Source organism: Erysipelothrix tonsillarum DSM 14972, from assembly GCF_000373785.1.
Lineage (GTDB): Bacteria > Bacillota_I > Bacilli_A > Erysipelotrichales > Erysipelotrichaceae > Erysipelothrix > Erysipelothrix tonsillarum.
Genome location: NZ_KB892377.1, coordinates 66,556 through 93,436 on the forward strand (window position 1 = coordinate 66,556; position 26,881 = coordinate 93,436).

The 26,881-nt window shown below is 37.8% G+C and carries 23 protein-coding genes; 14 read left to right on the plus strand and 9 right to left on the minus strand.

Translation table 11 applies throughout. From position 1 onward, the window contains the following. Positions 1-10 precede the first annotated feature (10 nt). The 6 genes from B096_RS0100305 to gpmA form a co-directional block, all read right to left on the minus strand. A complete protein-coding gene (locus B096_RS0100305; protein WP_018578783.1) occupies positions 11-859 on the minus strand; it encodes a hypothetical protein in 849 nt (282 codons plus the stop codon). A 9-nt stretch (positions 860-868) separates the two neighbouring features. Next, positions 869-2,086, minus strand: coding sequence for an MFS transporter (locus tag B096_RS0100310; protein ID WP_018578784.1), 1,218 nt, complete (start codon positions 2,084-2,086; stop codon positions 869-871). Positions 2,087-2,110: 24 nt separating this feature from the next. After that, on the minus strand, positions 2,111-3,022 hold the full coding sequence (locus B096_RS0100315) for a LysR family transcriptional regulator (RefSeq protein WP_018578785.1): 912 nt from the start codon (positions 3,020-3,022) through the stop codon (positions 2,111-2,113). 316 nt (positions 3,023-3,338) lie between these two features. Further along, positions 3,339-4,790, minus strand: a complete 1,452-nt coding sequence (gene zwf / locus B096_RS0100320) for a glucose-6-phosphate dehydrogenase (RefSeq protein WP_018578786.1) — start codon at positions 4,788-4,790, stop codon at positions 3,339-3,341. Next, on the minus strand, positions 4,777-6,201 hold the full coding sequence (gndA, locus tag B096_RS0100325; RefSeq protein WP_018578787.1) for an NADP-dependent phosphogluconate dehydrogenase: 1,425 nt from the start codon (positions 6,199-6,201) through the stop codon (positions 4,777-4,779). Before gndA ends, zwf begins: the two co-directional genes overlap by 14 nt. 106 nt (positions 6,202-6,307) lie before the next feature. Next, the gene (gene gpmA / locus B096_RS0100330; protein ID WP_018578788.1) at positions 6,308-7,057 is read right to left on the minus strand and encodes a 2,3-diphosphoglycerate-dependent phosphoglycerate mutase; all 750 of its coding nucleotides are present in this window, start codon (positions 7,055-7,057) and stop codon (positions 6,308-6,310) included. Positions 7,058-7,239: 182 nt separating this feature from the next. Here gpmA and B096_RS0100335 point away from each other — a divergent pair, with 182 nt between their 5' ends. Continuing rightward, the gene (locus tag B096_RS0100335) at positions 7,240-7,836 is read left to right on the plus strand and encodes a nitroreductase family protein (protein ID WP_018578789.1); all 597 of its coding nucleotides are present in this window, start codon (positions 7,240-7,242) and stop codon (positions 7,834-7,836) included. Positions 7,837-7,861: 25 nt separating this feature from the next. Here B096_RS0100335 and B096_RS0100340 read toward each other — a convergent pair whose 3' ends face one another. Continuing rightward, a complete protein-coding gene (locus B096_RS0100340; RefSeq protein WP_018578790.1) occupies positions 7,862-8,641 on the minus strand; it encodes an alpha/beta hydrolase in 780 nt (259 codons plus the stop codon). 330 nt (positions 8,642-8,971) lie between these two features. On the opposite strand from B096_RS0100340, the gene glmS reads away from it, so the two are divergent. The 3 genes from glmS (at position 8,972) to B096_RS0100355 (ending at position 12,368) form a co-directional block, all read left to right on the plus strand. Beyond that, complete coding sequence (glmS, locus tag B096_RS0100345; RefSeq protein ID WP_018578791.1) at positions 8,972-10,783, plus strand: glutamine--fructose-6-phosphate transaminase (isomerizing); 1,812 nt, start codon at positions 8,972-8,974, stop codon at positions 10,781-10,783. A gap of 112 nt (positions 10,784-10,895) precedes the next feature. Next, positions 10,896-11,195, plus strand: a complete 300-nt coding sequence (locus tag B096_RS0100350) for a PadR family transcriptional regulator (protein WP_018578792.1) — start codon at positions 10,896-10,898, stop codon at positions 11,193-11,195. Between the two features lie 12 nt (positions 11,196-11,207). After that, complete coding sequence (locus tag B096_RS0100355; protein WP_018578793.1) at positions 11,208-12,368, plus strand: hypothetical protein; 1,161 nt, start codon at positions 11,208-11,210, stop codon at positions 12,366-12,368. 62 nt (positions 12,369-12,430) lie between these two features. On the opposite strand, the gene B096_RS0100360 is transcribed toward B096_RS0100355, so the two are convergent. Further along, on the minus strand, positions 12,431-13,750 hold the full coding sequence (locus B096_RS0100360; protein WP_018578794.1) for a C1 family peptidase: 1,320 nt from the start codon (positions 13,748-13,750) through the stop codon (positions 12,431-12,433). Between the two features lie 204 nt (positions 13,751-13,954). On the opposite strand from B096_RS0100360, the gene B096_RS0100365 reads away from it, so the two are divergent. From B096_RS0100365 to B096_RS0100385, 5 genes are all read left to right on the plus strand, one after another. Then, positions 13,955-14,353: an Hsp20/alpha crystallin family protein gene (locus B096_RS0100365; protein WP_018578795.1), complete on the plus strand. Its 399-nt coding sequence runs from the start codon at positions 13,955-13,957 to the stop codon at positions 14,351-14,353. 105 nt (positions 14,354-14,458) lie between these two features. Continuing rightward, entirely contained in the window at positions 14,459-15,784 is a 1,326-nt protein-coding gene (locus tag B096_RS0100370; RefSeq protein WP_018578796.1) for a CCA tRNA nucleotidyltransferase, read from the plus strand. Further along, positions 15,781-16,482 carry an ABC transporter ATP-binding protein gene (locus tag B096_RS0100375; protein ID WP_018578797.1) on the plus strand — a complete coding sequence of 234 codons (702 nt, stop codon included), beginning with the start codon at positions 15,781-15,783 and terminating at the stop codon, positions 16,480-16,482. Before B096_RS0100370 ends, B096_RS0100375 begins: the two co-directional genes overlap by 4 nt. After that, positions 16,476-19,493 carry an ABC transporter permease gene (locus B096_RS0100380; RefSeq protein ID WP_018578798.1) on the plus strand — a complete coding sequence of 1,006 codons (3,018 nt, stop codon included), beginning with the start codon at positions 16,476-16,478 and terminating at the stop codon, positions 19,491-19,493. The genes B096_RS0100375 and B096_RS0100380 overlap by 7 nt, the downstream gene beginning before the upstream one ends. A 235-nt stretch (positions 19,494-19,728) precedes the next feature. Then, on the plus strand, positions 19,729-21,057 hold the full coding sequence (locus B096_RS0100385; RefSeq protein ID WP_018578799.1) for a hemolysin family protein: 1,329 nt from the start codon (positions 19,729-19,731) through the stop codon (positions 21,055-21,057). Here the strand turns inward: B096_RS0100385 and B096_RS0100390 are convergent. Next, a complete protein-coding gene (locus tag B096_RS0100390) occupies positions 21,054-21,479 on the minus strand; it encodes an RrF2 family transcriptional regulator (RefSeq protein WP_018578800.1) in 426 nt (141 codons plus the stop codon). The genes B096_RS0100385 and B096_RS0100390 overlap by 4 nt on opposite strands. A 133-nt stretch (positions 21,480-21,612) precedes the next feature. Here B096_RS0100390 and cysK point away from each other — a divergent pair, with 133 nt between their 5' ends. The 5 genes from cysK to ruvX all read left to right on the plus strand — a co-directional run bounded on the left by cysK (position 21,613) and on the right by ruvX (position 26,880). Continuing rightward, a complete protein-coding gene (cysK, locus tag B096_RS0100395) occupies positions 21,613-22,542 on the plus strand; it encodes a cysteine synthase A (protein WP_018578801.1) in 930 nt (309 codons plus the stop codon). 104 nt (positions 22,543-22,646) lie between these two features. Next, positions 22,647-23,264: a GntR family transcriptional regulator gene (locus tag B096_RS0100400; RefSeq protein ID WP_018578802.1), complete on the plus strand. Its 618-nt coding sequence runs from the start codon at positions 22,647-22,649 to the stop codon at positions 23,262-23,264. 255 nt (positions 23,265-23,519) lie between these two features. Beyond that, complete coding sequence (gene alaS, locus B096_RS0100405) at positions 23,520-26,129, plus strand: alanine--tRNA ligase (RefSeq protein ID WP_018578803.1); 2,610 nt, start codon at positions 23,520-23,522, stop codon at positions 26,127-26,129. Between the two features lie 55 nt (positions 26,130-26,184). Beyond that, positions 26,185-26,445, plus strand: coding sequence for an IreB family regulatory phosphoprotein (locus tag B096_RS0100410; protein WP_018578804.1), 261 nt, complete (start codon positions 26,185-26,187; stop codon positions 26,443-26,445). Next, positions 26,446-26,880, plus strand: coding sequence for a Holliday junction resolvase RuvX (gene ruvX, locus B096_RS0100415; RefSeq protein ID WP_018578805.1), 435 nt, complete (start codon positions 26,446-26,448; stop codon positions 26,878-26,880). It begins immediately after the preceding gene. Position 26,881: the final 1 nt, after the last annotated feature.

Sequence of the window (26,881 nt, forward strand, 5' to 3'; positions counted from 1 at the left end):
ATAGAACTCCTTATTTAGATTCTTTATACATCGGTAGACCGGTCCACAATTTAAAGTTTTCGATACCTTGGTTTTTAAGCATGCCTTGACCGTTAATAATTTGACATCCAGCATTTTCAGCATCCACAAGCAATTGTGTCTTTTCGGGGTCATAGATTGTATCGGCTACAATCAAATCACTGCGTAAAAGCTTAACATCTTTTACAACCGATTGACCTTCAAAGCGACCCATACCGACAGCTGTTGCATTAATAAGAATTTCAGATTGTTCTATGGAATTGGCTAAAGCTTGTTCATCCGCTAAATCAAATAGTTGAACCGGAATACCAGTTTCATGAGTTACATTTTGAACAAATTTTTGGGCACGTTCAAAGGAAGAATCTTTGATGTTGAAAATATTAATCGCTTTCGCACCCGAGAACGCAGATTGAGCTGCCACTGCAGTTCCTGCACCGCCAACACCAACTAAAGTAATCGTTTTATTTGTGACATCAACGCCATGTTCTTTTAAGTTTGAAACAAATCCTAATCCATCCGTGTTGTAACCTTTAAGCATGCCATTCTTATTTGTAATACAGTTTACCGCGCCAATAACTGAAGCAACCGGATCAACTTCATCAAGATACTGAAGTACTTCAACTTTGTTGGGCATTGAAACATTTGCGCCCACAAAATTTAAAGCACGTATACCCATTACCGCATTGGCTAACGTTTCCGGGTTGACTTGGAACGACATGTATACATAATTTAAATCATGTACCGGAAAAATAGAATTATACATATCCGGTGATTTTGAGTGCTCACTGGGGTCGGCAAGCAACCCAAGTAAACGTGTTTTAGCATTTATAATATTCGTCATATAAGTCTCCTATTTTTCTTCAAGGGTAAAGATATTCGTGATACCGAATACTTTTTTATAACGCGCAGCAAGAATAAGCATTAAAATAAAACCAACAACAGCCACACCTGCGTCTAAAAGCATAACTTTTGTAAAGTCAGTTGAAATCAAACCTTGCGCGATTTTAGGCATTACAAACGTAGCAAGGCTCATGAATATATTATAGATTCCCGTGTTCTTGCCTTTTCCAGCAGGGAAAAAGCGAGAGAGCATTGCATTTCCCATTTGTAAAACACCACCTGCAGCCGTGAAACCAATGATGGGAGCCCCAATCGATAAAGTAAGCGAACTTGGGAATAGATAAATTGTAATTAACGTAATGGATGAAATGGCTGTATAAACAACAAGCAATGCCATATCTCGTACGCCTTTAGACATAAAGAAAGAGGTAACAAAGACAGCTGCGAAAGCACCAAATGTATAAGTGGTGGTCAATAGACGACTTGACATATCTGACATTCCTACGACATCAGTACCATAAAGTGTAACGACTTGTTGGAATAGGTAGAAAGTAGACATGCAAAAGAATGCGTAAATTATGATAATAATTCCTTCAACATAGTAATTTGGTTTATTTACAAATTGTGTTGAAGTAGTATCTTCTTTGGCTGATTTTTCAATTGCTTTATGATCAGGAAATTCCGCTTTAAGCATAATAATTCCATTGATTATTACCACAACTAGTGGAAGAATAATTGACCATCCAAACCATAAATTACGGTTTGTTAGGAAACCAATAAAAATAGGTAATAACATACCGGATGCAGCAATAAATCCTTTAACGATAACGGATGCAGTGCTAGGATTATCCGGATAAATTTCCATTAGAGCAGGATAAGAAGCGGCATCGAGGAATGAGGTTGCAGCACCTGCAATAAATGCAACGATGGACGCAACAGCAATATTGGTGTTGACAAGTAATAGACCAAAAAATAATACATAACCGGCCATACCAATACATACCAATGGCTTACGGCCAAATTTGTCGGATAATTGTCCAGCAAAGAACAGGACGATAAATTTCCCAATACCTACAGCGGAAATAACACCCATAACGCCTGCTTTATCTGTTGACCACATAATGGCAAATGAAGCGGCATTTTGGGAAATAATAATTGCTTGAATACCATGAACAAAATAGTTCATATAAAGACAGAAAGCTGTCAAATTGTATTTATTCTTTTTCATTGCTTCTCCTTCTAGAGAAGGCTACTAATAATTAAAAGGAAAATCATTCTTAATGTAATCAATAAATAAATTGAGCATCTTATTATCATTACGCGTTTTATGGACGCCTAAATAAATTGAGCGCTTGTTCTTAGGATTGCAAATAGGGCGAATGATTAAATCGTCAGTATCATAGAATTTTTTAATAGGGGTAATTGAATAACCGTAATTTAGTTTGACTAGCGATGCAATCGATAACTCATCATCAATATCGGCAATAATATTGGGTTGAACTCCAATTGTAGCAAATAGTGAGACAATTTCATTTCGTGTACCATAACGGTTTGCATACTGAATAAGCGGAAATGAGGCTAAGTCTTTGAGATCAATTGTTTCAAATTGCGCAATTTTTGACTCTTTATTAGCAATCACAACATAATCTTGGTCAAATAATTTTGTGTATTCCAGTGTTTGGTCATAAACATCAATCTTATTTATAAAGATAATATCAAAACGTCCGCTTTTAAGCCCATTAATGAGTTCTTGTGTGCTTTCACCGGTCTTTGTATCACTTTCAAACAAAGTTAATTCAATATTTTTATCACCATAATCAGATTTAAAGGCATTTATTAATGCAGGGATATAATCTGAAGTAAGGGTATATAAAAATCCTATTTTAATCACACTTGATTGATGCAGCTTCATTGATTCTATATGTTCAACCCCTTCATTAATCATGAACATTGAACGTTCAAAATAGCCAACCAACTCTTTGCCATATTGTGTTAACACTACATTTCTTCCCCGTCTTTGAAAGAGACTGACATTTAATTCAGTTTCGAGATTAGAAATCGCGTGACTTAGGGTAGGCTGTGTTATATGTAAAAGTTCAGCCGCTTTAGTGAAATGCTGAGTGCGTGCTAAAACTAAAAAATACTCAATGTGATTATAATTCATGATACCGCTCCTTTGTTGGTATCGTGTGTAACCTTTCTCTTTTACAGTTACACACTAAAACCAATTATGATAAATGACTAATGCTAAATTTCTATATTATCGCTTTGTAATAGATAAAATCTATATCAAAGAATAATTCATGTGAAAATCTTAACATTTTAGAGTTATATCTACAATGATATTATTTGTTTGTGAAAACAATAATAATAAATACAATCTTGCTAATTATCATCGATTTATATGAAAGCAAAAAAAAATCCGAACAAAGCCTCAGTAAAGAGGTTTTGTTCGGAAACTTAATTTTGAAGAATTCGTCTTAATTAACTTGATTCAATTTATTATTGAAGACTTCTCCCATAACTTGTTCTTCAATCCACTGATTGCCATCTCGCCTTAAAAGATCTTGAGCTGCTAGTGGCCCTGATGAATAGGCGTGATAACCCATTGGTTTTTGATTTCCTTTATGTGCAAGGATATCTTCCACTAAACTCCAACTTAATTGAACTTGTTTAAAACTTGCAAAGAGCGATTGATCGGCATCCATCGCGGCTTTAAGTAAACGTTCATAAGCTTCAGGTGTATTTTCCCGATTCTCGTAATTACAGCTTTGACAGAAATCCATGAATACAGTTTGATTCTCATGAGTTTGGCCAGGTTTTTTAATATTGAAGCGAAGGTAGACGCCTTCGTCCGGTTGCACCTTGATAATCAAAACATTAGGTTGTTCGTTTTCTTTTGGTTTGAACTCTATGATAATTTCAGTTGCTCGTTTATGCATCCGTTTTCCAGTCCGAATATAAATGGGTGTATCATTCCATTTTGGTAACGATGATGCGAGTTTTAAAGCTACATACGTTTCGGTCGTGGAATGGTTGTCCACTTTATCTTCATCTGTATAGGATTTCGAATCATCTTGCGCTTGATATTGTCCGTAGACGATGTCTTTCGTGAAGTCATTAATATAGAGACTTTCAAGTACCGTCTCTTGTTCACGATGAATTTCGGTTGCGGTAAAATGATTCGGTTCGTCCATTAATACGATAGATAAAAGTTGTAACAAGTGGTTTTGAAACATATCTTTTAAAGCACCCGTGTGGTCATAATAATTACCACGATTTTCAACTCCTACGGTCTCCGCCGCACTGATTTGAATGTTATTGATGGATGCACCATTCCAGCTGTCCGCAAAAATCATATTGGAGAAGCGGATGGTGAAAATATTTTGAACCATTTCTTTAGCGACGTAGTGATCGATTCGGAAAATGCGATCTTCATCGAAAATTTGAGTTAAGGTGTCATTAATGTGTACCGCAGATTTTAAATCATTTCCAAATGGTTTTTCAATAATGACTTTGCTTTGAGCAACAAGATGATGTTGATTGAGCTTGCATGCAATGGTCTCAAAGAATGAAGGTGCTACAGCAAAATAATAAAGAATTTGTGCCTTAGGGTCCAAGGATTCAAAAAAACGTTTTAATCGGGGGTAGCCTTCATCTTCAGTAAAAGTCATCTCAAAGTAAGAAACAAAACTTAAAAAGTGATCGAGGGTTTCATCTTTGACGGCAAACCGCGCTTGCTCACGAAGCCAAGGTTTGATGAGCTCGTGGTACGCTTGCGTGGTAAGTGATTGGCGCCCAATGATAACAAGATTAAAGCCGTTTGGCAGGCTGTTTGTTTCAAGTAAGTTATAGAATGCAGGAAGAAGTTTTCGGTAGGTTAAGTCACCCGTTCCACCAAAAATGGCAACAATATGATTATTTTGCTTCATTTGTTGGATTCCATTCGTGGTGGAAACTACCTTCTTTATCAACACGTTCGAAAGTGTGAGCGCCAAAGAGATCACGTTGCGCTTGAATCAAGTTTGCATTTGAGCGACCATTACGATAAGCATCAAAATAGCTGATGGCATTGGTAAATGCTGGGGCACTGATTCCAGCTTGGATTGCGAGACCACAAACATCGCGCAAGCTGCCTTGATAATCAAGTAAGCTTTCTTTAAAGGAAGCGTCTAACATTAAGTTTTGGAGTGCAGGATTTACGGTGTATGCATCGGTGATTCGATTTAAGAACTTAGCTCGGATGATGCATCCTTCTCGGAATACTTTCGCGATTGCACCGAAGTCTAAATCCCATCCATATTCAATGGAGGCATTTTTCATTAAGTCAAAGCCTTGAGCATAGGCAATAATTTTACTTGCATAGAGGGCTTGTCGAACTTGTTCGATAAATTCTTCCCGATCGTTTAATTGTATATGAGGTGCTTCATAGTTTAGAATTTCTTGTGCTTGAACACGCTCTTGTTTTTTGGCGGATATAAAACGAGCAAAAACAGCAGAAGCAAGTAGGGATGCATCCGTGCCAGTGTTTAAGGCTTCCTCAGCGGTCCATTTACCGGTCCCTTTTTGAGCAGCAGTATCTAAAATGACATCAACCATGTGCTTGCCTGTACTTGGATCAATCTCCCCAAAAATCTGTGCCGTAATCTCAATCAAGAAGCTATCTAATTCGCCTTGATTCCAATCGCTAAAGATTTGTTCAAGTTCTTCATTGGTAAAGCCGCCAACGTGTTTTAAAATGGCATAACTTTCGGCAATCAACTGCATGTCTGCATATTCAATACCGTTATGAACCATTTTAACGTAATGTCCGGCACCATTTTCACCGATGTAAGTACAACAAGGTTCACCTTGTGCTTTAGCCGAAATATCTTCTAAGATTGCGGATACGTATTGATAAGCATCCTTACTTCCGCCTGGCATGATTGCTGGGCCGAAACGTGCACCTTCTTCACCACCAGAGATACCAACACCTAAGTAGCGGAACCCGAGTGCTTCAATTTCTTGTGTGCGACGAATCGTATCTTTGAAATTTGAGTTTCCACCATCCATGATAATATCGCCTTTGTTGAGTAAAGGAATTAAGTTTTCGATAACTTTATCAACGGCTGCACCGGCTTTAACCATGAGAATAATTTTACGTGGTGCTTCAAGAGAACTTACAAAATCTTCTAAGGTTTCAAATAGGCTTAAATTTTCATGTGGGTTTTCTTGGATTACTTTCTGACCTACCGCATATGTACGATTATAAATCGAAACATTATATCCATGATCAGCCATGTTTAGGGCTAGGTTTGACCCCATAACAGCTAATCCAATAACACCTATATCATTTTTTTTCATAATTACCTCCAAAGTCTATAACTATTGTACAAAAATCTGAACTAATAAACTAGCCTTATAACTGAAGCGAAGCATAAAAAAAAACGAGTTTAACTCGTTTTTTAGATTATTTAGCTTTACCTTGGTTAGCTACAGCTTCCATTTTAGCTTTTAAAGCTTCTTGGTCGCCGAGGTAGTATTTGTCTAAGACATTGAAGTCATTATCAAATTCATAAACCAAAGGAACACCTGTAGGAATGTTTACCTTCATGATTTCTTCATCACTCATATTGTCAAAATATTTAACAAGTGAACGTAATGAGTTACCATGCGCAACAATAAGAACACGTTTTCCATCTAACATTTGAGGTTTAATGGTTTCTTCAAAGTAAGGAACAGCACGTTCGATTGTTTCTTTTAATGATTCGTGAAGTGGTAATACATCTTTATCTTCAACGGTACGGTATGCTTCCATATTACGGGGTGCACGTTCGTCTGTTGCTTCCAATTCTGGAGGTTTCACATCAAATGAACGTCTCCAAATCAATACTTGCTCTTCACCGTATTTAGCAGCTGTTTCAGCTTTATCAAGACCTTGTAACGCACCGTAGTGACGTTCGTTGAGTCTCCAATCTTTAACGATTGGTAACCATGTACGTTCCATTTCGTTCAAGATATTATCCATAGTGTGGATTGCACGTTTTAAATATGAAGTATAAACGATATCAAAATCGTAACCTTCTTCTTTAAGCATACGTCCACCAAGTTTAGCTTCTTCTACACCTTTTTCTGAAAGTTCTACGTCAGCCCATCCAGTAAAGAGGTTCTTTTTGTTCCATTCACTTTCACCGTGACGAACTACAACTAATTTCATCATAATCAATTCCTCCTAGTTCTTTACTCATTTTACACCATTCCATTTCTAAAATCTACATTTACCAGACTAGTTCATATATTGGTAAATTACACAAACAACTTTAGGGCAAAAGGTTTGAAGTAACATAGTCGATGACTATATAATAGAAAGCGTAAAACATAGTGACCCAGGAGGTAAAAGTCATGACTAAAATATTTGAAGATTTAGAATTAAGACGTTCACGTTATGGATTGTCGAAAGAAGAAGTCTTAACGGAAGCAGAAGTGGTGGAACTTGTCGAAGCATCCGTACAACATACGCCATCGGCATTTAATGCTCAAACACAGAGAGCAGTTGTTTTGTTTGGAAAAAACAGTGATACATTTTGGGATTTAACACGTGAGGAATTACGCAAAGTTGCTCCTGAAGCAGGATTTGAAAATACGGTTGCTAAATTAGAAAGTTTCAAACAAGGTCAAGGGACCATTCTTTATTATATTGATACTGATGTTGTTAAGGGACTTCAAGAGCAGTTTTCACTTTATGCCGATAATTTTCCAATTTGGGCAGAACAAGAAAACGGAATGTTACAACTGGTGACATGGACTGCACTAGCTGGAGCAGGTCTAGGCGCATCAGTTCAACACTATAATCCACTTGTCGATGCTGTTGCTGCAGAAACCTTCGAGATTCCAGCTAATTGGAAACTTGTAGCACAAATGCCATTTGGTAAAGCTATTGATGAAGTTCAACCAAAAACATTACAAGATGTTAAAGGAAAAGTTAAAGTTTTTAAATAAAAATCAGCGCATGCGCTGATTTTTATTATTCTACTTTATAGATTTGAATGGTATCGTCATCATCGAAGAAATGATAAGCAAGATCAGAAAATGATTCGGGATGTGCGATGACGGCAGGATATTTACCGTTTTTAAAGAGGTAGATGGATGTGTGCCGAACTTTTTTTAATAAACAGTTATAAATTTGAATATAATGACTTTTGCGTAGTCGCTGATCATCTTTGCAACCGGTCAAAAGTAGGGGTGTTCGCAACTTACTCAAATCATCATTAAAATAAGGTTTATTCCCAAATTTTAAAATTGAATCAGTTTCATTGACTACCATCGAATACCATTTTTTACCGTGGATTCTGCGGAGATTAAGCTTTCCGGGAATGCTTGAAAGCAATTTCTTCCGCTCTTTTTCTAATGACTCTAAAAATTGTGGTGTGGACGCTTCACCTTGGAAACTGTCTGCAATGATTTTGTGGATACGTTCAGGTTCTTTTAAGGCGATATTAACCGCAACAATTGCACCACCACTCATACCAACCAATTTTACATCGCGATAATCTTTTAAGTGAATGAGTTCTAGAACTTGTGCTGCCTCATAAGCCCAAATATCGAGGGGGAAGGCATCGATTTGCTCAGATTTTCCATAACCTAAATAATCAATAAGAACAACTTTAAAATCATCTTTATAAAAATCAATGATGGGCTTGAACACATCAGATGATGATGCATTACCATGAAGGAAAATAAGAGGATCTCCCATTCCGATTTCTTCATAAAAAATATCATGCCCCATAAAATTAAAATAAGACATACCGCAACCTCCAAAATTACAATAGACTCATTATAGCAAACTCTTACCGATAAAACACAAAGAACGATTAAGTTTTCATTTATGCAGAAATACGCAGATAAGTTGTTTAAGAAAAAAAATCATTAGGATAAAAAAGATTGTGTTAAAATTGAGTGAGAAAGGAGGTAATGGAGTAGAAATTTAAAAAGCGCCTGGCTCAATTGAGCGACGAGGAAAGAGGAGAATCGAGATTTCGGCGGATGCCTCTTCGGTTATATGGAATCGTAAGATAAGGACAAATAATACAAATCCCTTATCGGCCATAATCTAATTAATAGGAGACAATATAATATGTGTGGAATCGTAGGTTATGTTGGCATGCGCAACGCTGTCGACGTTTTAACTGTGGGATTATCCCACTTAGAATATCGTGGTTATGATTCGGTTGGATTAGCAGTCCACGAGAAACATCAGTTGAAGGTTTTTAAAGAGCAAGGAAAAATTAAAAATCTTAAACCTTTGTTGAAAACAGTACAAGAACGAAATCCAGGATGTGGGATTGGGCATACGCGTTGGGCTACCCACGGGAGTGCTTCTCGAAAAAATGCACATCCTCATGGAACGGAGCAAGTGGTACTGGTTCATAATGGTATTATCGAGAATTATGTAGAACTAAAAGACGAACTGTTGAGGGAAGGATATCGGTTTACTTCAGAGACGGATTCCGAAGTTGCAGCAAAATATTTGGATTATCTTAAAACGCAGGCATCGTCAAATCGATTAGCCATCCAAATGTTGTGTGATCGAATTGTAGGAAGTTACGCATTTGCCATCTTGTTCGCAGATGAACCGAATGTTATTTATGGTGTGCGGCACGGGAGTCCGTTGTGTATTGGTATTGGAAAACATGAAATGTTTTTGGCTTCTGATATGTCCCCCATTTTAAGTTATACGAATGAATATGTATTGTTAGAAAATAAAGAAATCGTGCGCATTGAAGCGAATAATTTTGAGGTTTTCGGACCACAAAGTAATGAGTTAGTGAATAAAACAATTCATTTTGCAAACTGGCATCAAGAACAAAGTGATTTGGAAGCATTTGACCATTTTATGTTGAAAGAAATTTATGAGCAACCCGACGTGGTCAAACGAACACTTCGTACATATACGCAGACGGATGAGTTTGGCACAAAGAATATAACATTGCCCATTCCTTGTGATTTTTTCAAAGGTATTCGAACCATTCATATAATTGGATGTGGGACTGCCCTCTATGCTGGCATGTGTGCTAAACAATGGATAGAAACGCATACGCGTTATCGCGTGACGACCCATATCGCAAGTGAATTTCGATATCACCCACTAACGCTAACAGACGAAGATTGTGTGCTGTTTATCTCACAGAGTGGGGAAACAGCTGATAGCCTCGCTTGTTTACGTATGTTGGCGGCGGAAAGCGTTAAAACCATGGGTATTGTGAATACGCAAGGGTCTTCGATTGCCCGTGAAGTGGATGTCTGTCTATATACTTGTGCCGTCTTTGAAAAAGCGGTTGCAAGTACGAAGGCTTATATGGGACAAATAACGCTTCTATATTTGGTGTCATTAATGCTTCAAGAAGGGACGCATCCGCATCAAGCGTTGGTGTCGCTCATGGAGTGTGTGGAGGCCCAACATGAAGTGCTGCAATCTCAAGATGTAATTGAAGCATTGGCGAAGAATTATGATGATATTTCATCCGTGTTCTTTTTGGGTCGTGGTTTGGATTACACAACTTCAATTGAAGCGTCACTTAAATTGAAAGAAGTTGCCTATATCATAAGTGATGCCTATCCTGCGGGAGAATTGAAACATGGAACGCTGGCGTTAATTGATCCTAAGGTGCTGTCGGTAATCACGCTAACGCAGTCTAAAACAAAAGACAAGACCATCAGCAATCTCCAAGAAATTCAAGCGCGTTCGGGTCAGATTTTATTAATAACAAATGATAAAGAATTGCAGTCATTAGTTGAACATGTTGTGCTTATTCCGAGTGTATCGGAAGATTTAATGCCACTTGTATCGATTATTGTCCATCAACTGTTTGCATACTACAGTGCTAAACAGCGTGGCTGTGACATTGATTGTCCGCGTAATCTCGCAAAATCAGTGACTGTTGAATAAAAACGTATCATAAGATACGTTTTTATTTTATTTTTTTCTTCTTGTACTCCGGGTAATATTGAGGTACGATATCGATATACGATATTGCAAGAAACATCGATACAGGAGGCGTATGAAACCATTAACAGAACCGATGCTCTTCGTACTGTTGGCACTTAAAGAGGGCGCGAAATGTGGTACGGAAATTGTCGATTTCGCGCAACACGTAACGCAACAACGTATCAAAATGGGACCTGGAACGTTATATACGATTTTGGCCCGATTTGAAGCGGAAGGTTGGATCGTAGAGATTTCAAGAACAGGGCGCATGCGAAAGTATGAAATTACCGCAAAGGGAATGCAAATGTACCATCTTGAACACGAACGACTTCAAAGTGTTGTGAAGATTATGAATGAATACTCAATAAAGTAAGAGGGGAACTTTATGAAAATAAAATTTAAACCATTGCGTTGGATGGATCAAATTCCATTAGAAGATTACTGTAATGAAATGCTTCAAACCGGTTATCGAATTATGTTTGCTTGCGGATTTATGATGATATTTAAACGTGTAGATCCAGAATACTATCGCGACAAGCAGTGTTATGTTGTTTTGGATACAAATCGCGGTTTGTTTAATCATAATACATCTAAAAATGAAAATAGTAGTGTTCGTAATTTTTTTGAATCATTCGATTTGGATTATGTGACATCATTTGGTTTTTTAAGTGTTTATATTGGCGATCGTGGATATGAATTATATACCGATGATACAACACAACAGCGGGAATTTAAACGTTTTTTTCGAGGAAATATAAAATGTGATTTGGTACTGGGTATTATGTATTTGTGTCAGCTTTATATGTTGGCGCCCAAGGCATTTGAGAGTTCGAGCTATGGACTAGGGTATGTATCGGCATTTGGAAAAAATGGATATTTTATGTTGTTTATAATCACATTATTTTGGTTTTTACATACTGGTCATAAGTGGATTGTGGGTACCTATTATCTAAAGAATACTGAAACGATTGTTCAAACTCCAATCCGTGAACGATCGAGCATTAAGCTTTTATCCATGGCTTTAGTTCTACTAATCATCTCACTGCTATTCTTACAGCCATCGATAAAACCGGTTATTGTTGTTACGATGATGCTTCTTGCGACTTATGTATGGCGCTTGTCTAATGTCATCATTAAGTCCGACACTCGTTTTAATCGAGTCGGCTATACTTTGCGCTATGTTATGGTTTTCTACTTAATTTCATCAGCCGTGTTTTCGTATGTTAGACCAACGATATCTGTTGATGAAACGGTGGATTATACAAAGTCACATCTAACGGAAAGTATTTATTTTAATCCTGCTTGTTCGTCAAATAATTTTTATGAAAGTGTATTTATTACGACGGGATATTGTCATTATCAAGGGGATAATATAGAATATCTTGAAGTGAAGTCTTCTCCTTTAGATGGTCTGATTCAAAGAGTTATTGAGAAAGATTATAACTTATCTCGTGGTTTCAACCAAACCCAAGGATGTTCGACGATGGCTCGCGGTGATGCGAAATTATGTAAAGAAGATAATGTAATTGTGATTACCACACCATAATTGAAAAATTGTGATCCTGATTGACAAAAAAAAGAGATGCTCGCATCTCTTTTTTTACTGGTTTATTTTACGAGGGCAAGAGCTCCCATTGGATCCCATGGTTCAAGTTCGATCACATCGTCTCCTTCAAGGGCTTCAAGATAGTCCTTAGGTACATATTTTTTATCAACCATAACTTGATAATTGTATTCATCGAACCATTCATCAGTCATCGTGTAATAACCTTTACGAGCATTTCGATCTGTACCCCAACTGTTTTCAACTTTCCAACGCGTTGGTTTTCCATTTTCATCAAGGTTTACACCTACAAATACCATGGCATGAGTCATAAGGCTATCGCCATAATCAAGACGACCTGCTTTATCAAGGTTGAGCTCGGTATTCAGAACACCTTTAAAATCAAATGCATCTTTGGCCATAATTCCATTTACGCGATCGTGCATTTGTCCAACATCACATCCAAACCATACCGGTTTGCCATCTTGAAGTTGAGCAATGGCAGCTTCTTTAAGGATGTGGCTTGGAGCATTAACATATTTAATTGGATCTGCTTCTTTTACGGTTCCTAAATACTTGACTGTAAATGCTTTACCATAAGGCTTGTCTTTGGTAGGGGCATTAATGATACTTACTTTATCTTTTAGATTCCAACCCACGTATTTGTTCATAAAATCAACAGGGGTAATGGTATCAATCTTTTTATAATTTCCGTCTTTGTCATGATACTCGTAACTGAAAGATTCAGGTGGGGTACCAAGGCAGAGGCAAAGAATATGATAAATTTCATATAACATTTCATCTTTGTTGCGTGGATGTTCTGATTCACGAAGTTCATATGCGAATTCACGAAGTTTAGAAGTGATGATTTTATTCATAAATGCGGAATTTGAACTGTGGTATGTTTCAGGCATTGCTTCTTTTGGAACGACACCATATTTTTCTAGAATCCCTTTAAACATATCCCATTGTCCACCATCTTGGATTGGACCTGAGAGTAAATGTTGGATGAGACGACCATCAGTTGGTTCATCTTTTGTTTCGATGATGCTTTCCAAGAAATAGTTTGCCTTTTCAAGTTTATCCCAGAAAAATGGATAACTTTCAGAGAACTCGAAGGTATCAACATTTAAACATCCAAGCACATCAGCACGCATGGTATTGAGAGATGCAAACATCCAGCAGCGACCGCTTGCCTTTTGGTTTGTGATTTGGCCGCCCTTAGCCTGAACTGAAAATGCATCTGGGTAGCGTGTTGCTAATGTATGATCAACAGCGATATCGTGGATGCCACTGTGTGTTACCGCATTTTCCAATGTTCGTGCAGCCTGATTCTTTTGATATTCTGATTTAAAATCAGATAATAATGATTGTGAAATAGCCATAAAATGACCTCCTAGCATAATTAGGTATCCCTAATTTAACAAGAATTATACTCCGATTAAATAAGGGTGTCAAGAATGGCATACCTAATAATTAGTTAATTAAACTATCTTTTAGCACTTGACTGTTGACAGTGCTAAATCATGTGTTATACTAAGGGTGTAATAGCAGTCGATACACAAGAGTGCTAAAAGGAGGCAAAAATTATGAATAACTCAGTAACAAAAAGACCAACAACACTTCTAGAAAGTTTATTTGGTGATGATCTATTAAACAATCCAGGATACGGTACAGGTATTGATATTTATCGTGAAGGTGGCAATTATCGCGTAGATGTCGAGATGCCAGGTTTTGATAAAGAAGATATTGATATTCAATTTAGCGGTGATGTACTTTCGATTAAGGCTGAACATCAAGAAACCAATGAAACGGATGAAAAGGAATACTACTACCGATCACGCAATAAAAAAGTTGTAAGTCGCCAAATCCGATTTGCGGATGTTGATGCCAGTGCCATTGATGCGAGTTACGAACAAGGGATTTTGCAAATTGTCTTACCAAGTAAAGTTGAAGAAGAAACTACCAATAAAATCAACATTAAATAATTATGAGGGCATAGCCCTCTTTTTTTATACTTATTATGTTAATTTTTGGTGAACAATGCTCACCTTTGAAATAAGAATGTTATAATTTAATGGGAGTTGATACAAATGATTCAATTATCAACAAATATACAAAAAGTTATGATGGAACTCACCGAACGTGGTTTTGAAATTTTTATCGTCGGTGGGTATGTTCGTGATGCCCTTAGGGGTCATCGCTCCTTTGACATTGATCTTTGTACCAATGCATTACCAGAACAACTCTTACAAATTTACAAAAACTATCCAATCGAACGTAACGGGCAAGAATTTGGTATCAAATTTACGTTAGACCAAGAACATTTTGAACTGTCTACGATGCGTATCGAGGGAGATTATGAAGATGGAAGACGTCCTTCGAAGGTGGAATTTATTAACAGTCTTTTTGAAGATTCGAAACGACGCGATTTTACTGTGAATGCTCTGTACTATCACCCACGTCATGGCATACTTGATTATTATAATGGCCTTGATGATTTAAAATCAGAAACTTTGCGCATTATTGGCAATCCAAAGAAACGCCTTGAAGAAGATGCTTTACGCATTGCACGGCTTTTCCGTTTTAAGTCTGAACTGGGGTTTGATATTGAATCGCAGTCATTAACAGCGGTCCTGGATTTGTTACCGTCCATTCATCGTTTGAAGTTGATTCAAATCTATGGGGAATTATGTCGCTATTTGGAAGGACCTTATTTTTTAGAAACGAGTCTTCAATGTCCGGAATTTTTAATGAATGTGTTTCCACCCCTACAAGAAGCCCAAACGTTTGAACAGAGCAATCCATTTCATCAATACTCGCTTTACGAACATACCATTCGAACGATGAATGGTATTTCCAATCGTGTCGATTTAAAATGGGTGGCTTTGTTTCATGATTTAGGGAAACTCTATGTCCAAACATTTGATGCACAGGGCGTAGCACATTATCCTGGACACGCTCAAGCAAGTTGTGTTGTTGCACATCCGTTTTTAAAAGGCTTCCAGTTTTCAAATAAAAAAATTAAGTATTTAGAAAAACTTATCCTGGAACATGATTTAAAGGTTCAACCCGTCACTTCGGAGTTGCAACAATTAATTCGTGTTCATGGCCTTGACTGGGTTCAGGATTTGATGGTTGTAAAACGTGCAGATAATTTAGAGAAAGGAGAACGCGCTCAATATCAATTACAACGTTGTTCTCATATAAACGCAATCATTGATGAAATAATTGAAATGAATTTGCCTACATCCATTCGTGATTTATCAATCAAACCCTCTGATTTAAAAATGATGGGTTTTGAAGGGAAGGCAATTGAAGAAACTTTAAATATGTGTTTGGATGGTGTTATTGAAGGCACCTTAATTAATACACATGAACAGCTTATGAAATGTATTCGGGAGGTTAATGCGTTATGAGTTACATTGAAGTTAAAGATATTACAAAAATCTATAAAGTTGGGAAAGTATCCATATCAGCCTGTGACGGGGTTGATTTTTCAGTTAATGAAGGAGAATTTGTTGTTATTGTTGGGCCTTCTGGAGCAGGGAAAACGACCGTTATGAATATTATTGGTGGCATGGATACACCGACTACAGGGAGTATTTTAGTCGATGGTAAAGCGATAACAGGGATGAGTGATCGCGAAATGACAACGTACCGTCGTGATGATGTTGGCTTTGTGTTCCAATCTTATAATCTCATTCCTAATCTTACGGCTTTAGAAAATGTTGAACTAGCAACCCAAATCTGTAAAGATGCGAAGGATCCAAAGATGATCCTAGAACAGGTTGGTCTTGAAAATCGCATGGGGAATTTCCCTGCTCAAATGTCCGGAGGGGAGCAACAACGTGTCGCAATTGCCCGGGCAATTGCTAAAAATCCCAAACTGCTTTTGTGTGATGAGCCGACGGGAGCGTTAGATACTGAAACGGGACAACAAGTTTTACGTGTGCTTCGCGACTGTTCAGATATCTATAATATGACCGTTGTCATTATTACGCATAACCAGACGATTACGGAAATTGCAGATCGCGTTATTGAAATTAAAAACGGTAAGGTAGAGCGTAATTGGACAAATAAAGACGTGAAGTCGGTGGATGATATCTCATGGTAAAGGATATTCTTCGTGAGATAAAGGCTAAATGGTTTCAATTTGTAGCCATTCTCATTATCACGGCCCTCGGGGTTGGTTTTTTTGTGGGAATTCGCGTTACAGGTTACGATATGCGAGCAACCGGAGACCGATACATGAAGGAAAGTGAAGTGATGGATTTAGAATACCGTCACAGTCTTGGTATTGACCAACCGATGCTGCAGTCTCTCAGTGAAATTGTTGACGGTGATGCGGTAGGTGTCTACGATGGCGATGCCTTTATAGGACTTCGAGATGTAGATGGTGTTGTTAAGATTATCGAAATTAATAAACAAACAGAAAAAGATTTGACGATTGTTGAAGGACGCATGCCAACTAAAAAAAATGAAATTGTGGTGGATAAAGTTCTCAATGAGCATCGTGGTTTTGAATTGGGAGATGTCGTTAAACTTAAAAAAAATGATGTATTTAAACCGGCAACGCTAACCATTGTAGGCTTTGCAGAGTCTAGTTTATATATGAACTTAGAACGTGGTCAAAGTAAAATCGGTTCGGGAAATGTCCTTGGATTTGTTTACGGCTTTGAACTCGATAAAGAAATTGATGTATTTACGAGTGCACGTTTCGTATTTCCAGAGAATGTTGATTTAGATACGCAAAAACGTCTCATTGAAGATCAAGAAGCGACACTATCTAAAGAACGTTTTGAGCGTGCTTCGGAACCTGTAGTAGAAAAACTGGAGACAGCACAAGCTGAACTTGACCAAAAGCGAGAAGAAGCAGACCTACAGTTTGGACAAGCACAACGAACATTAAATCAAACAAAGACACAGCTTAAAGATGCTCACGAAGAACTTGAAAATGGGATCCTCGAATTATCATCTGAACCGGGTCCGGGTGATTTGCAAACGAAGCTTAACAGTGCTGTTCGTCGTTTTGCGCAGACAGTCGGTGAACGTGAGAATATTTTAAAAGGTTATGAGACCGAACTTGAAATTGGTAAAAAACAATATAACCAAGCTCTCGTAGCTTTGGAAGCGAAACGTGCCGATATTGAAGCACTTAAAACTGTGGTTGAAGACTTACCTGAACCGCAAAAAACCGAAGCCTTGGCGAATATTGCTGAATTTGATAAAGCGGAGACAACACTTATAGCCACAAAAACAGAACTCGATAAAAATGCTGCAGAGATTGCAAGTGGTAAAGAGCAGCTTCAAGCGGGTCAAGAAAAGTTTAAAGCGGGTCAAGAACGCATCCAAAAAGGAATTCTAGAATATAATAAAGGATTACAATCTTTAGCGGCAGCGGAAACTTCATTTGAAAATAAGAAAGAAGAGAGTTACAAACTCTTGGATGCAGGACAGCAGGAAATTGATCAAGGTTACCAAGAACTTGAGGATGCAGATCAAGGAAAATTATATCTGTTGGATCGAGAAGATGTTCTCATCGGTTATCGGGAATTCTATCAAGACAGTGATCGAATTGAAGCAATCGGACAAGTATTCCCTCTAATATTTTTCGGTGTAGCCATCCTTGTAACCCTAAGTACGGTTACCCGAATGGTTGATGAATCGCGCATGCAAATTGGGGTATACAAAGCATTAGGGTACTCTTGGCTTGCTTCGGCAATGAAATTTGTGGGGTTCACCGGGATTGCGTGGGCGTTGGGTTCGATTTTAGGTCTTTTAATGGGCTTTTATCTCATTCCAACTCTAATTTATAATGCTTACCGAATTATGTATTTGACCCCCGAACTTGAGAGTGGTTTTGTGTGGAGTTATGCTGCGATGCCACTACTTATCAGTTTTATCTCCAGTGTTGGGGTTGCGATGCTTAAATCTATGTCCGTAAGTCGTGAAAAGGCTGCGAACCTATTACGACCACCTCTTCCCAAAAGCGGTCAACGCATTTTACTTGAGCGCATTCCGTTTATTTGGAATCGCCTCAGTTTCCTTTACAAAGTCAGTTTACGAAATCTGTTTCGAAATAAAACCCGCTTTGCCATGACCATCCTTGGTATTGGTGGATGCTGTGGTTTACTCATTACCGGTTTCGGGCTCAAACATTCCATTTATTCCATCGTCGATAAACAATTTGATGAAGTAATTCAATATGATGCGATGGTTCTTTATGATAAAGAACTCGCGACAGATGGGATTGCTGTCGACGATGCAATCCATATTGCTACAGAAGCCGTTAAGGTTGATGACTTGGATGCGACGTTGTATGCGGCACAAGATTTTAAATCACTACCCCATTTTATACAATTGCGTGATCGCCATACAAAAGCGGCAATTTCCGTTTCAGACGAGACAGTTGTAATTACTGAAAAATTAGCGATTTTGAAGAATGTTGACATCGGTGATACATTGGTTTTTAGAGTGAATGAACACGACTATGAACTTACTGTGGGCGGTATTTCGGAAAACTATGTGTCGCATTACATTTTTATGAGTGAAGCGCAATATGAGACGCTTACAGGAAAAAAACTTGATGAAAACATGTATTTGTTTAACACGCAAGATGATCACGATAAGGTTTCAGAACAATTACTCAGTCAAGATTCAGTCTTTAATGTAAGCTTTTTAGGTGATATGCGTGAATCTTACCAAGATATGATGGGAAATTTTGATATTGTTATTTACGTTATTGTTGGGGCAGCTTTTGCATTAGAGGTTATAGTGCTACTCAATTTGATCACGATGAATATCAGTGAACGTTATAAAGAACTGGCAACGCTTAAAGTGCTGGGGTTCTATCCAAAAGAATTAGCGACATACATTCTGCGTGAGAATGTCATTCTTACGGTCATTAGTCTAATATTTGGTGTCGGTTTTGGATACTTCCTACACCAATTCGTGATTCTCCAAGCGGAGCTGGATGCGATCATGTTTAATCGCGAACTGCTACCTGCAAGTGTGCTCGTGGCAATTGTGATGACTTTCGTCTTATCGCTTACGATTAATGTATTAATGGCGCGTAAGGCAAATCATGTTAATATGAGCGAAGCATTGAAAACATTTGATGATTAAAATCTAAAAAGAGGCATTTGCCTCTTTTCGCTTCAATGCATCAATACCATGAAAATATGATATAATTATTTATATTAAAGACAACGACACAATGCCTCAGTATTGACAAGTGAGGGTGTAGTTTGTAGAATTACTGTTATAGAAAATTTGGAGGATTGTTTGTGGAAAACAGTGACCAGGATAGTTATCCTAAAAGGAATCAGATAAATCATTTAATTGTAGGGGGAGGTCAATCATGTTTGTACAAATCTTAACCCTATTGTTTTTAGTGTTTTTAAACGCATTTTTTGCTGGAAGTGAGCTTGCTTTCGTTTCAGTTAATAATAATAAACTCAAAAGCATGGCCGATGAGGGTCATAAAAAAGCGCAACGCGTATTGGAATTGAAGCAAGTACCAAACCGTTTTTTATCAACGATACAAATTGGTGTATCGCTCGCAAGTATCTTGTCAGGGGCTTTTGCTTCAGAGGCATTTGCTCAGGTTTTAACGGATTGGGTTGTAAGTAATGGATGGCTTGCTGCTACGGTAATGAAACCAATTTCAATGATTTTGATTACACTATTAACATCATATTTGATGTTGGTTTTTGGTGAATTGGTGCCAAAGCGAATTGCGATGACAAGTCCAGAAAAATTCGCGTTTTTTGTAGCGTATCCAATTACCGTGTTGGCGGTCCTTACTAAGCCACTGGTCAAAGTTTTATCGCTATCCACGAATTTAGTATTGAGAATTATTGGTATCGATCCAAATAAGGCAGAAGATGAAGTGACTGAGGAAGAAATTCGTATCATGGTTGATGCGGGAGAAATTGATGTCACGGAAAAAGAAATGATTAACAATATCTTTGAATTTGATAATTTGGATGTTGCGGATATTATGACGCACCGTACTGAAGTTGTTGGTATTGATGTATCAAGTACTTTTGAAGAAATTATGGAACTTGTAGATGAAGAACGTTTTACGCGTTATCCAGTTTATGAAGACAGTATTGATAATATAATTGGTTTGATTCATCTTCGTGATTTGTTGCGTTATGTTAAAGATCATCGCGATGATGAAATTTTTGAAATTAAGAAAATTATTCGTGAACCCTATTATGTTCCCGATTCAAAACGTACGGATGAACTCTTTAGAGAGTTGCAAAATAGCAAGATGCATTTCGCAGTTGTTATTGATGAGTACGGCGGAACTGCTGGAATTGTAACCATGGAAGACCTCATTGAAGAAATCATGGGGAATATTATGGATGAGTATGATGAGGAAGAAGAGCAAGAGATTGTTGCTGTTGATCTGGACGAATACTTAGTAGATGGTGCTTGTGATATTGAAGATTTAGAGGATGTCCTTGAAATTAATTTACCAATTGAAGATTATGATACTGTTAGTGGTTTTGTAGTTGGACAAATTGGTCGTCTACCAACTGAGGAAGACGTTCGCGAAGATTTATCCGATGTCCTTTATCATGGATACCGTTTCTCGATTATGGAACTTGATGAAAAAGTAATTGCACGAGTTCGTGTAACAAAAGAAAAGGAAGTCGATCTCGACTCCCTTGAAGATTAAATATAATACATATTACCGTCGCCGGATTCATCTTTAATGAGTTCGGCGATTTCTTTTAGTTTGATGCCTTTTAGTGTTTCACGTAAAGCTTCATCAATTGGGGTATATAAATGGGTGCATAATGCCGCATTAATAATATTGTCATCTGTCGAAGCAGGGGTTTTCTCAAAGAGAGAAGGTTCTAAAGCATTGAGGATATTAAACATATTGCATTCTTTTGATTTTAAATAATATCCACCCGCCGGTCCTTTGACTGCATCAACAAGATTCGCTTGTTTTAAACTTGAAAAAACTTGTTCAAGATAAATTTTAGAAATATTGAGGTGTTCAGCGATATTAACCAATGTTGTGAGTTCTTGATCATTAATATGCATATACGTCATCGCTGCAATTCCGTAGCGTGTTCGTGCGGATAATTTCATGTCATCACTCCTTATTACCTACAATGTTATGTCTTTTACTATGTAATGTCAATAAAAGGGACAGAGTGTTTGGATTGACACAAATACAATCTGTTGTATAATACATATATAACATATAGGTAAAGGTGATAATATGAAAACATATAAAAATATAACAGAACTTATTGGACGAACACCCCTCGTAGAACTGAATAACATTTCAAAAGAAGCAGGATTAAAGAATCCTATTCTTGCAAAGGTTGAATTTTTTAACCCCGGTGGTAGTGTGAAAGATCGTATTGCATTTGCAATGCTAACGGAAGCACGCAAACAGGGTTTGGTAAATGATGAAACGGTTATTATTGAGCCAACCAGTGGTAACACAGGAATTGGGCTTGCATCCATTGGCGCATCGATGGGACTTCGCGTAATCTTAACAATGCCCGAAACAATGAGCGTAGAGCGCCGTAATTTACTAAAAGCTTATGGTGCAGAGTTAATTCTTACTGACGGCGCAAGTGGCATGAAAGGTGCTATCGCAAAAGCTGAAGAACTCGCAAAAGATTTTGGAAATTCCTTTATCCCAGCGCAGTTTGACAACACCGCAAATGTTCAAGCGCATTATACAACTACAGGACCAGAAATCTATGCCGATACGGAAGGCGAAGTTGATATATTCATTGCCGGAATTGGAACTGGTGGTACAATTACAGGTACAGGTTCATTTTTAAAAGAAAAGAATGAATCAGTTCAAATTATTGCAGTGGAACCGGAAAACTCAGCAGTTTTATCAGGTGAAAAACCAGGACCTCACAAACTTCAAGGTCTTGGAGCTGGTTTTGTTCCATCGATTCTTCAAACAGATTTGTATGATGAAGTGATTCGAATTACGGATGCAGAAGCATTTGAAATTGGCCGTAAATTGGCTCAAAATGAAGGATTGCTTGTTGGTGTTTCTTCCGGTGCAGCAGTTGCGGCAGCGTTAAAAGTAGCACAACGTCCAGAAAATGAAGGCAAAACAATTGTTGTTGTATTGCCGGATACGGGCGAACGTTACTTGTCGACACCAATGTTTAACGAATAAAATAAAATTTAGGAAAACAACATCATATCGATGTTGTTTTTTTTCTAATTTCAATCGTTTTATGATAAGATTTAAACTATAGAGAGATTGTGAGGATGAGAATCATGACGAAGAAAAAACAGGCACGATATCAACAAATTGCTCTTGATATTGCAGCTCGTATTGCACGTAATGATCTAATAGAAGGCGAACGGATTTCGGGCCGCTCCATATTATCAAGCGAATACGGCGTTTCTCCTGAAACAATTCGGAGAGCGATGAGCTTGCTTGAAGAGGTCGATGTTGTGCATGTTGCCAACAATTATGGGGTTATTATTGGTAGTAAAGAAGCTGCCATTAGTTATCTTGATTCCTTTTCTTCAGTAACGGATGTGACGGAACTCAAACATCGTTTAACATTTTTAATGGATAAACGACATGAAATTGATGAAGAAATTAACACAATTGTGAGTCAAATTGTAGATTTATCAAGTCGCTTTACATTTTCAGATCCTTTAAAACGCTTTGAGTTTTCTTTACGGGCGAACTCAAAATTAATTGGGCAGACGATCGGGAGTTCTGCGTTTTATCAAACTACGAAAATGACAATTATTGCTTTAAACCGCAAGGGGGCGATGATTTTATCACCGGGCCCAGATGCTGTATTTGAGGAAAATGATGTCTTAGTGGTGGTGGGACATGTCGCAGATGTCGCAAAGGTAGAAATGTTGGTCCAAGGCTAGTCAAATAAGTGTTGATGTGGTAAAATGGTGTTGAAAAATCGTACTAAAGATATATTGGTTCAAACGTTGTTTTTAGAGACAAGTTGGTTGGTGAAAAACTTGAACAACATTGGATCGGTGCTCCTTTAGAAGATGAGGAAACTCCGTATTGTTTGCGTTAAAAACATGTGAGATGTATACACTTGTATAAATCAGGATGGTACCGCGTGAAAACGTTCCTGGAGGGAATGTTTTTTTTATGTTTAGGAGGAAGTTATGAAGCAACTTACAAGCAGTGAAATTAGAAATATGTTCTTGGATTATTTTAAAGCACAAGATCACATGATTGAACCGGGTGCACCCCTTGTGCCAATTGATGATGATACGCTATTATGGATTAATTCTGGGGTAGCAGCTTTAAAGAAATATTTTGACGGCCGTGTTAAACCTAAAAAACCTCGTATTGCTAATGTTCAAAAGTCTTTACGAACGAATGACATTGATAATGTAGGAAAGACAGCACGTCACCATACATTCTTTGAAATGCTCGGAAACTTTTCAATTGGTGATTATTTTAAAGAGGAAGCTATCGGATTTGCGTATGAATTCTTATTTTCAAAAGAGTGGCTTGATTTAGATATTAACAATGCTTACTTTAGTGTACACACGGATGATCACGAAGCTTACGATATTTGGGTCAATAAATATCATGTTGATCCGTCACGAATTTTGCGTACGGATGATAACTTTTGGCAAATTGGGGATGGTCCTTGTGGACCAAACTCAGAAATATTCTATGACCGCGGTCCAAAGTATGACCCCGAAAATATTGGAGAACGCTTATTCTTCGAAGATCTCGAGAATGATCGCTATGTGGAAGTATGGAATATTGTTTTCTCACAATTTGATGGTGTTGAAGGCGGAGATATTCATACTTTTAAAGAATTACCACAAAAGAACATTGATACAGGAATGGGATTCGAACGACTTGTAAGTATTGTTCAAGATGGTGATACAAACTTTGATACAGACTTATTCATTCCGATTATTCAAGCAATTGAAGCACTGACTCCCCATAAATACCAAGATAATGTGATGGCTTATCGTGTTATTTCCGACCATATTCGTTCGCTTGTCTTTACACTTGCAGATGGGGCTGTGTTCTCAAATGAAGGACGTGGCTACGTATTGCGCAGAATTCTTCGACGTGCGGTACGTTTTGGGAAGGTTCTCGAGATTGAAGGAACATTCCTACATACGCTTGTGGATGATGTGATTGCGGTTATGGGTGAGGCTTATCCCAATCTTTCTGATCATCGTGATATGATTATGAAACTCATATTAAGTGAGGAGGAACGTTTTGCGAAAACACTTGCTGGTGGTGAAAAATTACTTCTTGATACGATTGAATCGAATAAAGATGGAATAATTACAGGTGAGGTTGCCTTTAAACTCTACGATACGTATGGTTTCCCAATCGAATTAACTCAAGAAATTGCTGATGAACATCGTGTCACCGTCGATTTAGAAGGTTTTAAAGCTTCCTTGCAAGAGCAAAAAGAGCGTGCAAGAAACAGTCGACAAAAAGTTGAATCCATGGGTTCGCAACAAGAAGATTTACTGAATTTCAAAGCAGAAAGTGAATTTCTTTATGATACCTTTGAAACGAAGGGGCGCGTTGTAGGGCTCTTTGTTGAGGGTAAACTTGTTGATTCCTTTACGGGTAAAGGACATGTTGTTTTTGATAAGACATGCTTCTATGCTGAAAGTGGTGGACAAGTTGCGGATACAGGAACTATTGAATCCGATAGTGCTAAAGGTCACGTACTTGATGTGAAAAAAGCGAACGGAGGTCAACCACTTCATTTTGTTGAAGTGGATGGCACGATTACAATGGGACAAGAATTCGATCTTCGAATTGATGCGAAACGTCGCGTATTAATCCGTAAAAATCACTCCTGTGTTCATTTACTTCATGCTGCGTTAAAAACTGTTGTAGGAGATCATGTTTCCCAAGCAGGGTCGTTTGTTGATGAAAACTATTTCCGCTTTGACTTTTCCCACTTTGAAAAAGTTACCGACGAGCAACTCGAAACAGTTGAGCGAATGATCAATGAGTGGATCGCGGCTTCATTACCAATCACGGTTGTTGAAAAGCCACTTGAAGAAGCTAAAGCAATGGGAGCTATGGCTCTGTTCTCAGAGAATTATGGTTCTGTTGTACGGGTCGTAACGATGGGTGATGTTTCTATGGAATTATGTGGTGGAACACATGCTCATGGTACGGGAGAAATTGGAGTCTTCAAGCTTGTATCTGAAGAAAGTGTAGGCTCTGGCGTACGTCGTATCTTAGGTAAGACAAGCTTTGGTGCGTACGAAGATTACAAAGAAACAGAAACGAAAATGGATGCAATTCGCACTCAGTTAAAGTTATCTCCTCAAAAATCTATTTCGTCAAAAATTGAAGAGATGGAAGCAGACATGAAATTATTAGAAGGTAAGTACAAACTAATGATGGCCGATGTTCTTAAAGCGAAAACACAAGAGTACATCGAAAAAGCGCATGTTGTCGGTAATGACCTTCGATATGTATGGATTGACATGGAAGATCAAGAAATGAATGTTGTCAAAGAACTTGTTGAAAAAGTTCGTGATCACGTTGATATCGTCTTCGTTGCAAATCATAAAGTGTCTGCAGTGACTTTCGTAGTTGGATGTAGTGATAAAGCAATTAAAGCAGGAATCAAAGCAGGAGACTTAGCGAAAGAGGCAGCACTAACAACAGGGGGTAATGGTGGTGGTAAACCCAACTTTGCTCAAGCTGGTGGTAAAGATGTTTCGAAAATTGAAGCAGCTAAATTAGTGATTTCTAACAAAATTGCTTAATAACTTTATCTTTTAGAGTTTATACGATAAAATAAAGACAAAGGATGTGATATAAATGTCGAAACACAATGTGACAGAAACAATGGCTTTCAATTCAGATGAAGTGCGTCGTGATCGAATTAAAGAAATCCTTGCTGAAGTTGAATCAGCACTCGAGGAACGTGGCTATCAAGCAGTCAGTCAAATCTCTGGGTATTTAATCTCAAATGACCCAGCTTACATCTCATCACACAATAACGCGCGTGTGAAGATTCAGGAAGTAGAACGTTACGAAATTATTGAAGAGTTAGTGCGTTTTTATCTTAGTGAAAAATAAATGATCGGTAAGATAATAGGTCTCGATTTAGGCTCTAAAACATGTGGTGTTGCTTTATCGGATGGGCTGGGTATGTATGCTCATCCGGTAGAGACACTCTATTATAAAGCGTCAATTGATGAGTTAAAAGAACCTTTAGAAGCATTAGTCACTAAAGAGCGCGTAAAAGTAATTGCTTTGGGTTTTCCTAAGATGATGAATAATGATGTTGGGGAACGTGCCCAAATTTCTGAAGAATTTAAAAAGACATTGGAGTCTTGGTTTAATTGTGAGGTTGTTTTAATAGACGAACGTCTTACAAGTGTCGTTGCAAATCGCCAACTTATTGATCAAGATGTATCACGAAAAAAAAGAAAGAAAGTTGTCGATCAACTTGCGGCAGTCCATATACTTCAAACCTATTTGGATAAACGCCGTTTTATGGAGGGAAATTAAA

Coding starts and splice junctions, on each gene's coding strand:
- B096_RS0100305 (WP_018578783.1), bottom strand. CDS start 859: ATGACGAATATTATAAATGCTAAAACACGTTTACTTGGGTTGCTTGCC.
- B096_RS0100310 (WP_018578784.1), bottom strand. CDS start 2,086: ATGAAAAAGAATAAATACAATTTGACAGCTTTCTGTCTTTATATGAAC.
- B096_RS0100315 (WP_018578785.1), bottom strand. CDS start 3,022: ATGAATTATAATCACATTGAGTATTTTTTAGTTTTAGCACGCACTCAG.
- zwf (WP_018578786.1), bottom strand. CDS start 4,790: ATGAAGCAAAATAATCATATTGTTGCCATTTTTGGTGGAACGGGTGAC.
- gndA (WP_018578787.1), bottom strand. CDS start 6,201: ATGAAAAAAAATGATATAGGTGTTATTGGATTAGCTGTTATGGGGTCA.
- gpmA (WP_018578788.1), bottom strand. CDS start 7,057: ATGATGAAATTAGTTGTAGTTCGTCACGGTGAAAGTGAATGGAACAAA.
- B096_RS0100335 (WP_018578789.1), top strand. CDS start 7,240: ATGACTAAAATATTTGAAGATTTAGAATTAAGACGTTCACGTTATGGA.
- B096_RS0100340 (WP_018578790.1), bottom strand. CDS start 8,641: ATGTCTTATTTTAATTTTATGGGGCATGATATTTTTTATGAAGAAATC.
- glmS (WP_018578791.1), top strand. CDS start 8,972: ATGTGTGGAATCGTAGGTTATGTTGGCATGCGCAACGCTGTCGACGTT.
- B096_RS0100350 (WP_018578792.1), top strand. CDS start 10,896: ATGAAACCATTAACAGAACCGATGCTCTTCGTACTGTTGGCACTTAAA.
- B096_RS0100355 (WP_018578793.1), top strand. CDS start 11,208: ATGAAAATAAAATTTAAACCATTGCGTTGGATGGATCAAATTCCATTA.
- B096_RS0100360 (WP_018578794.1), bottom strand. CDS start 13,750: ATGGCTATTTCACAATCATTATTATCTGATTTTAAATCAGAATATCAA.
- B096_RS0100365 (WP_018578795.1), top strand. CDS start 13,955: ATGAATAACTCAGTAACAAAAAGACCAACAACACTTCTAGAAAGTTTA.
- B096_RS0100370 (WP_018578796.1), top strand. CDS start 14,459: ATGATTCAATTATCAACAAATATACAAAAAGTTATGATGGAACTCACC.
- B096_RS0100375 (WP_018578797.1), top strand. CDS start 15,781: ATGAGTTACATTGAAGTTAAAGATATTACAAAAATCTATAAAGTTGGG.
- B096_RS0100380 (WP_018578798.1), top strand. CDS start 16,476: ATGGTAAAGGATATTCTTCGTGAGATAAAGGCTAAATGGTTTCAATTT.
- B096_RS0100385 (WP_018578799.1), top strand. CDS start 19,729: ATGTTTGTACAAATCTTAACCCTATTGTTTTTAGTGTTTTTAAACGCA.
- B096_RS0100390 (WP_018578800.1), bottom strand. CDS start 21,479: ATGAAATTATCCGCACGAACACGCTACGGAATTGCAGCGATGACGTAT.
- cysK (WP_018578801.1), top strand. CDS start 21,613: ATGAAAACATATAAAAATATAACAGAACTTATTGGACGAACACCCCTC.
- B096_RS0100400 (WP_018578802.1), top strand. CDS start 22,647: ATGACGAAGAAAAAACAGGCACGATATCAACAAATTGCTCTTGATATT.
- alaS (WP_018578803.1), top strand. CDS start 23,520: ATGAAGCAACTTACAAGCAGTGAAATTAGAAATATGTTCTTGGATTAT.
- B096_RS0100410 (WP_018578804.1), top strand. CDS start 26,185: ATGTCGAAACACAATGTGACAGAAACAATGGCTTTCAATTCAGATGAA.
- ruvX (WP_018578805.1), top strand. CDS start 26,446: ATGATCGGTAAGATAATAGGTCTCGATTTAGGCTCTAAAACATGTGGT.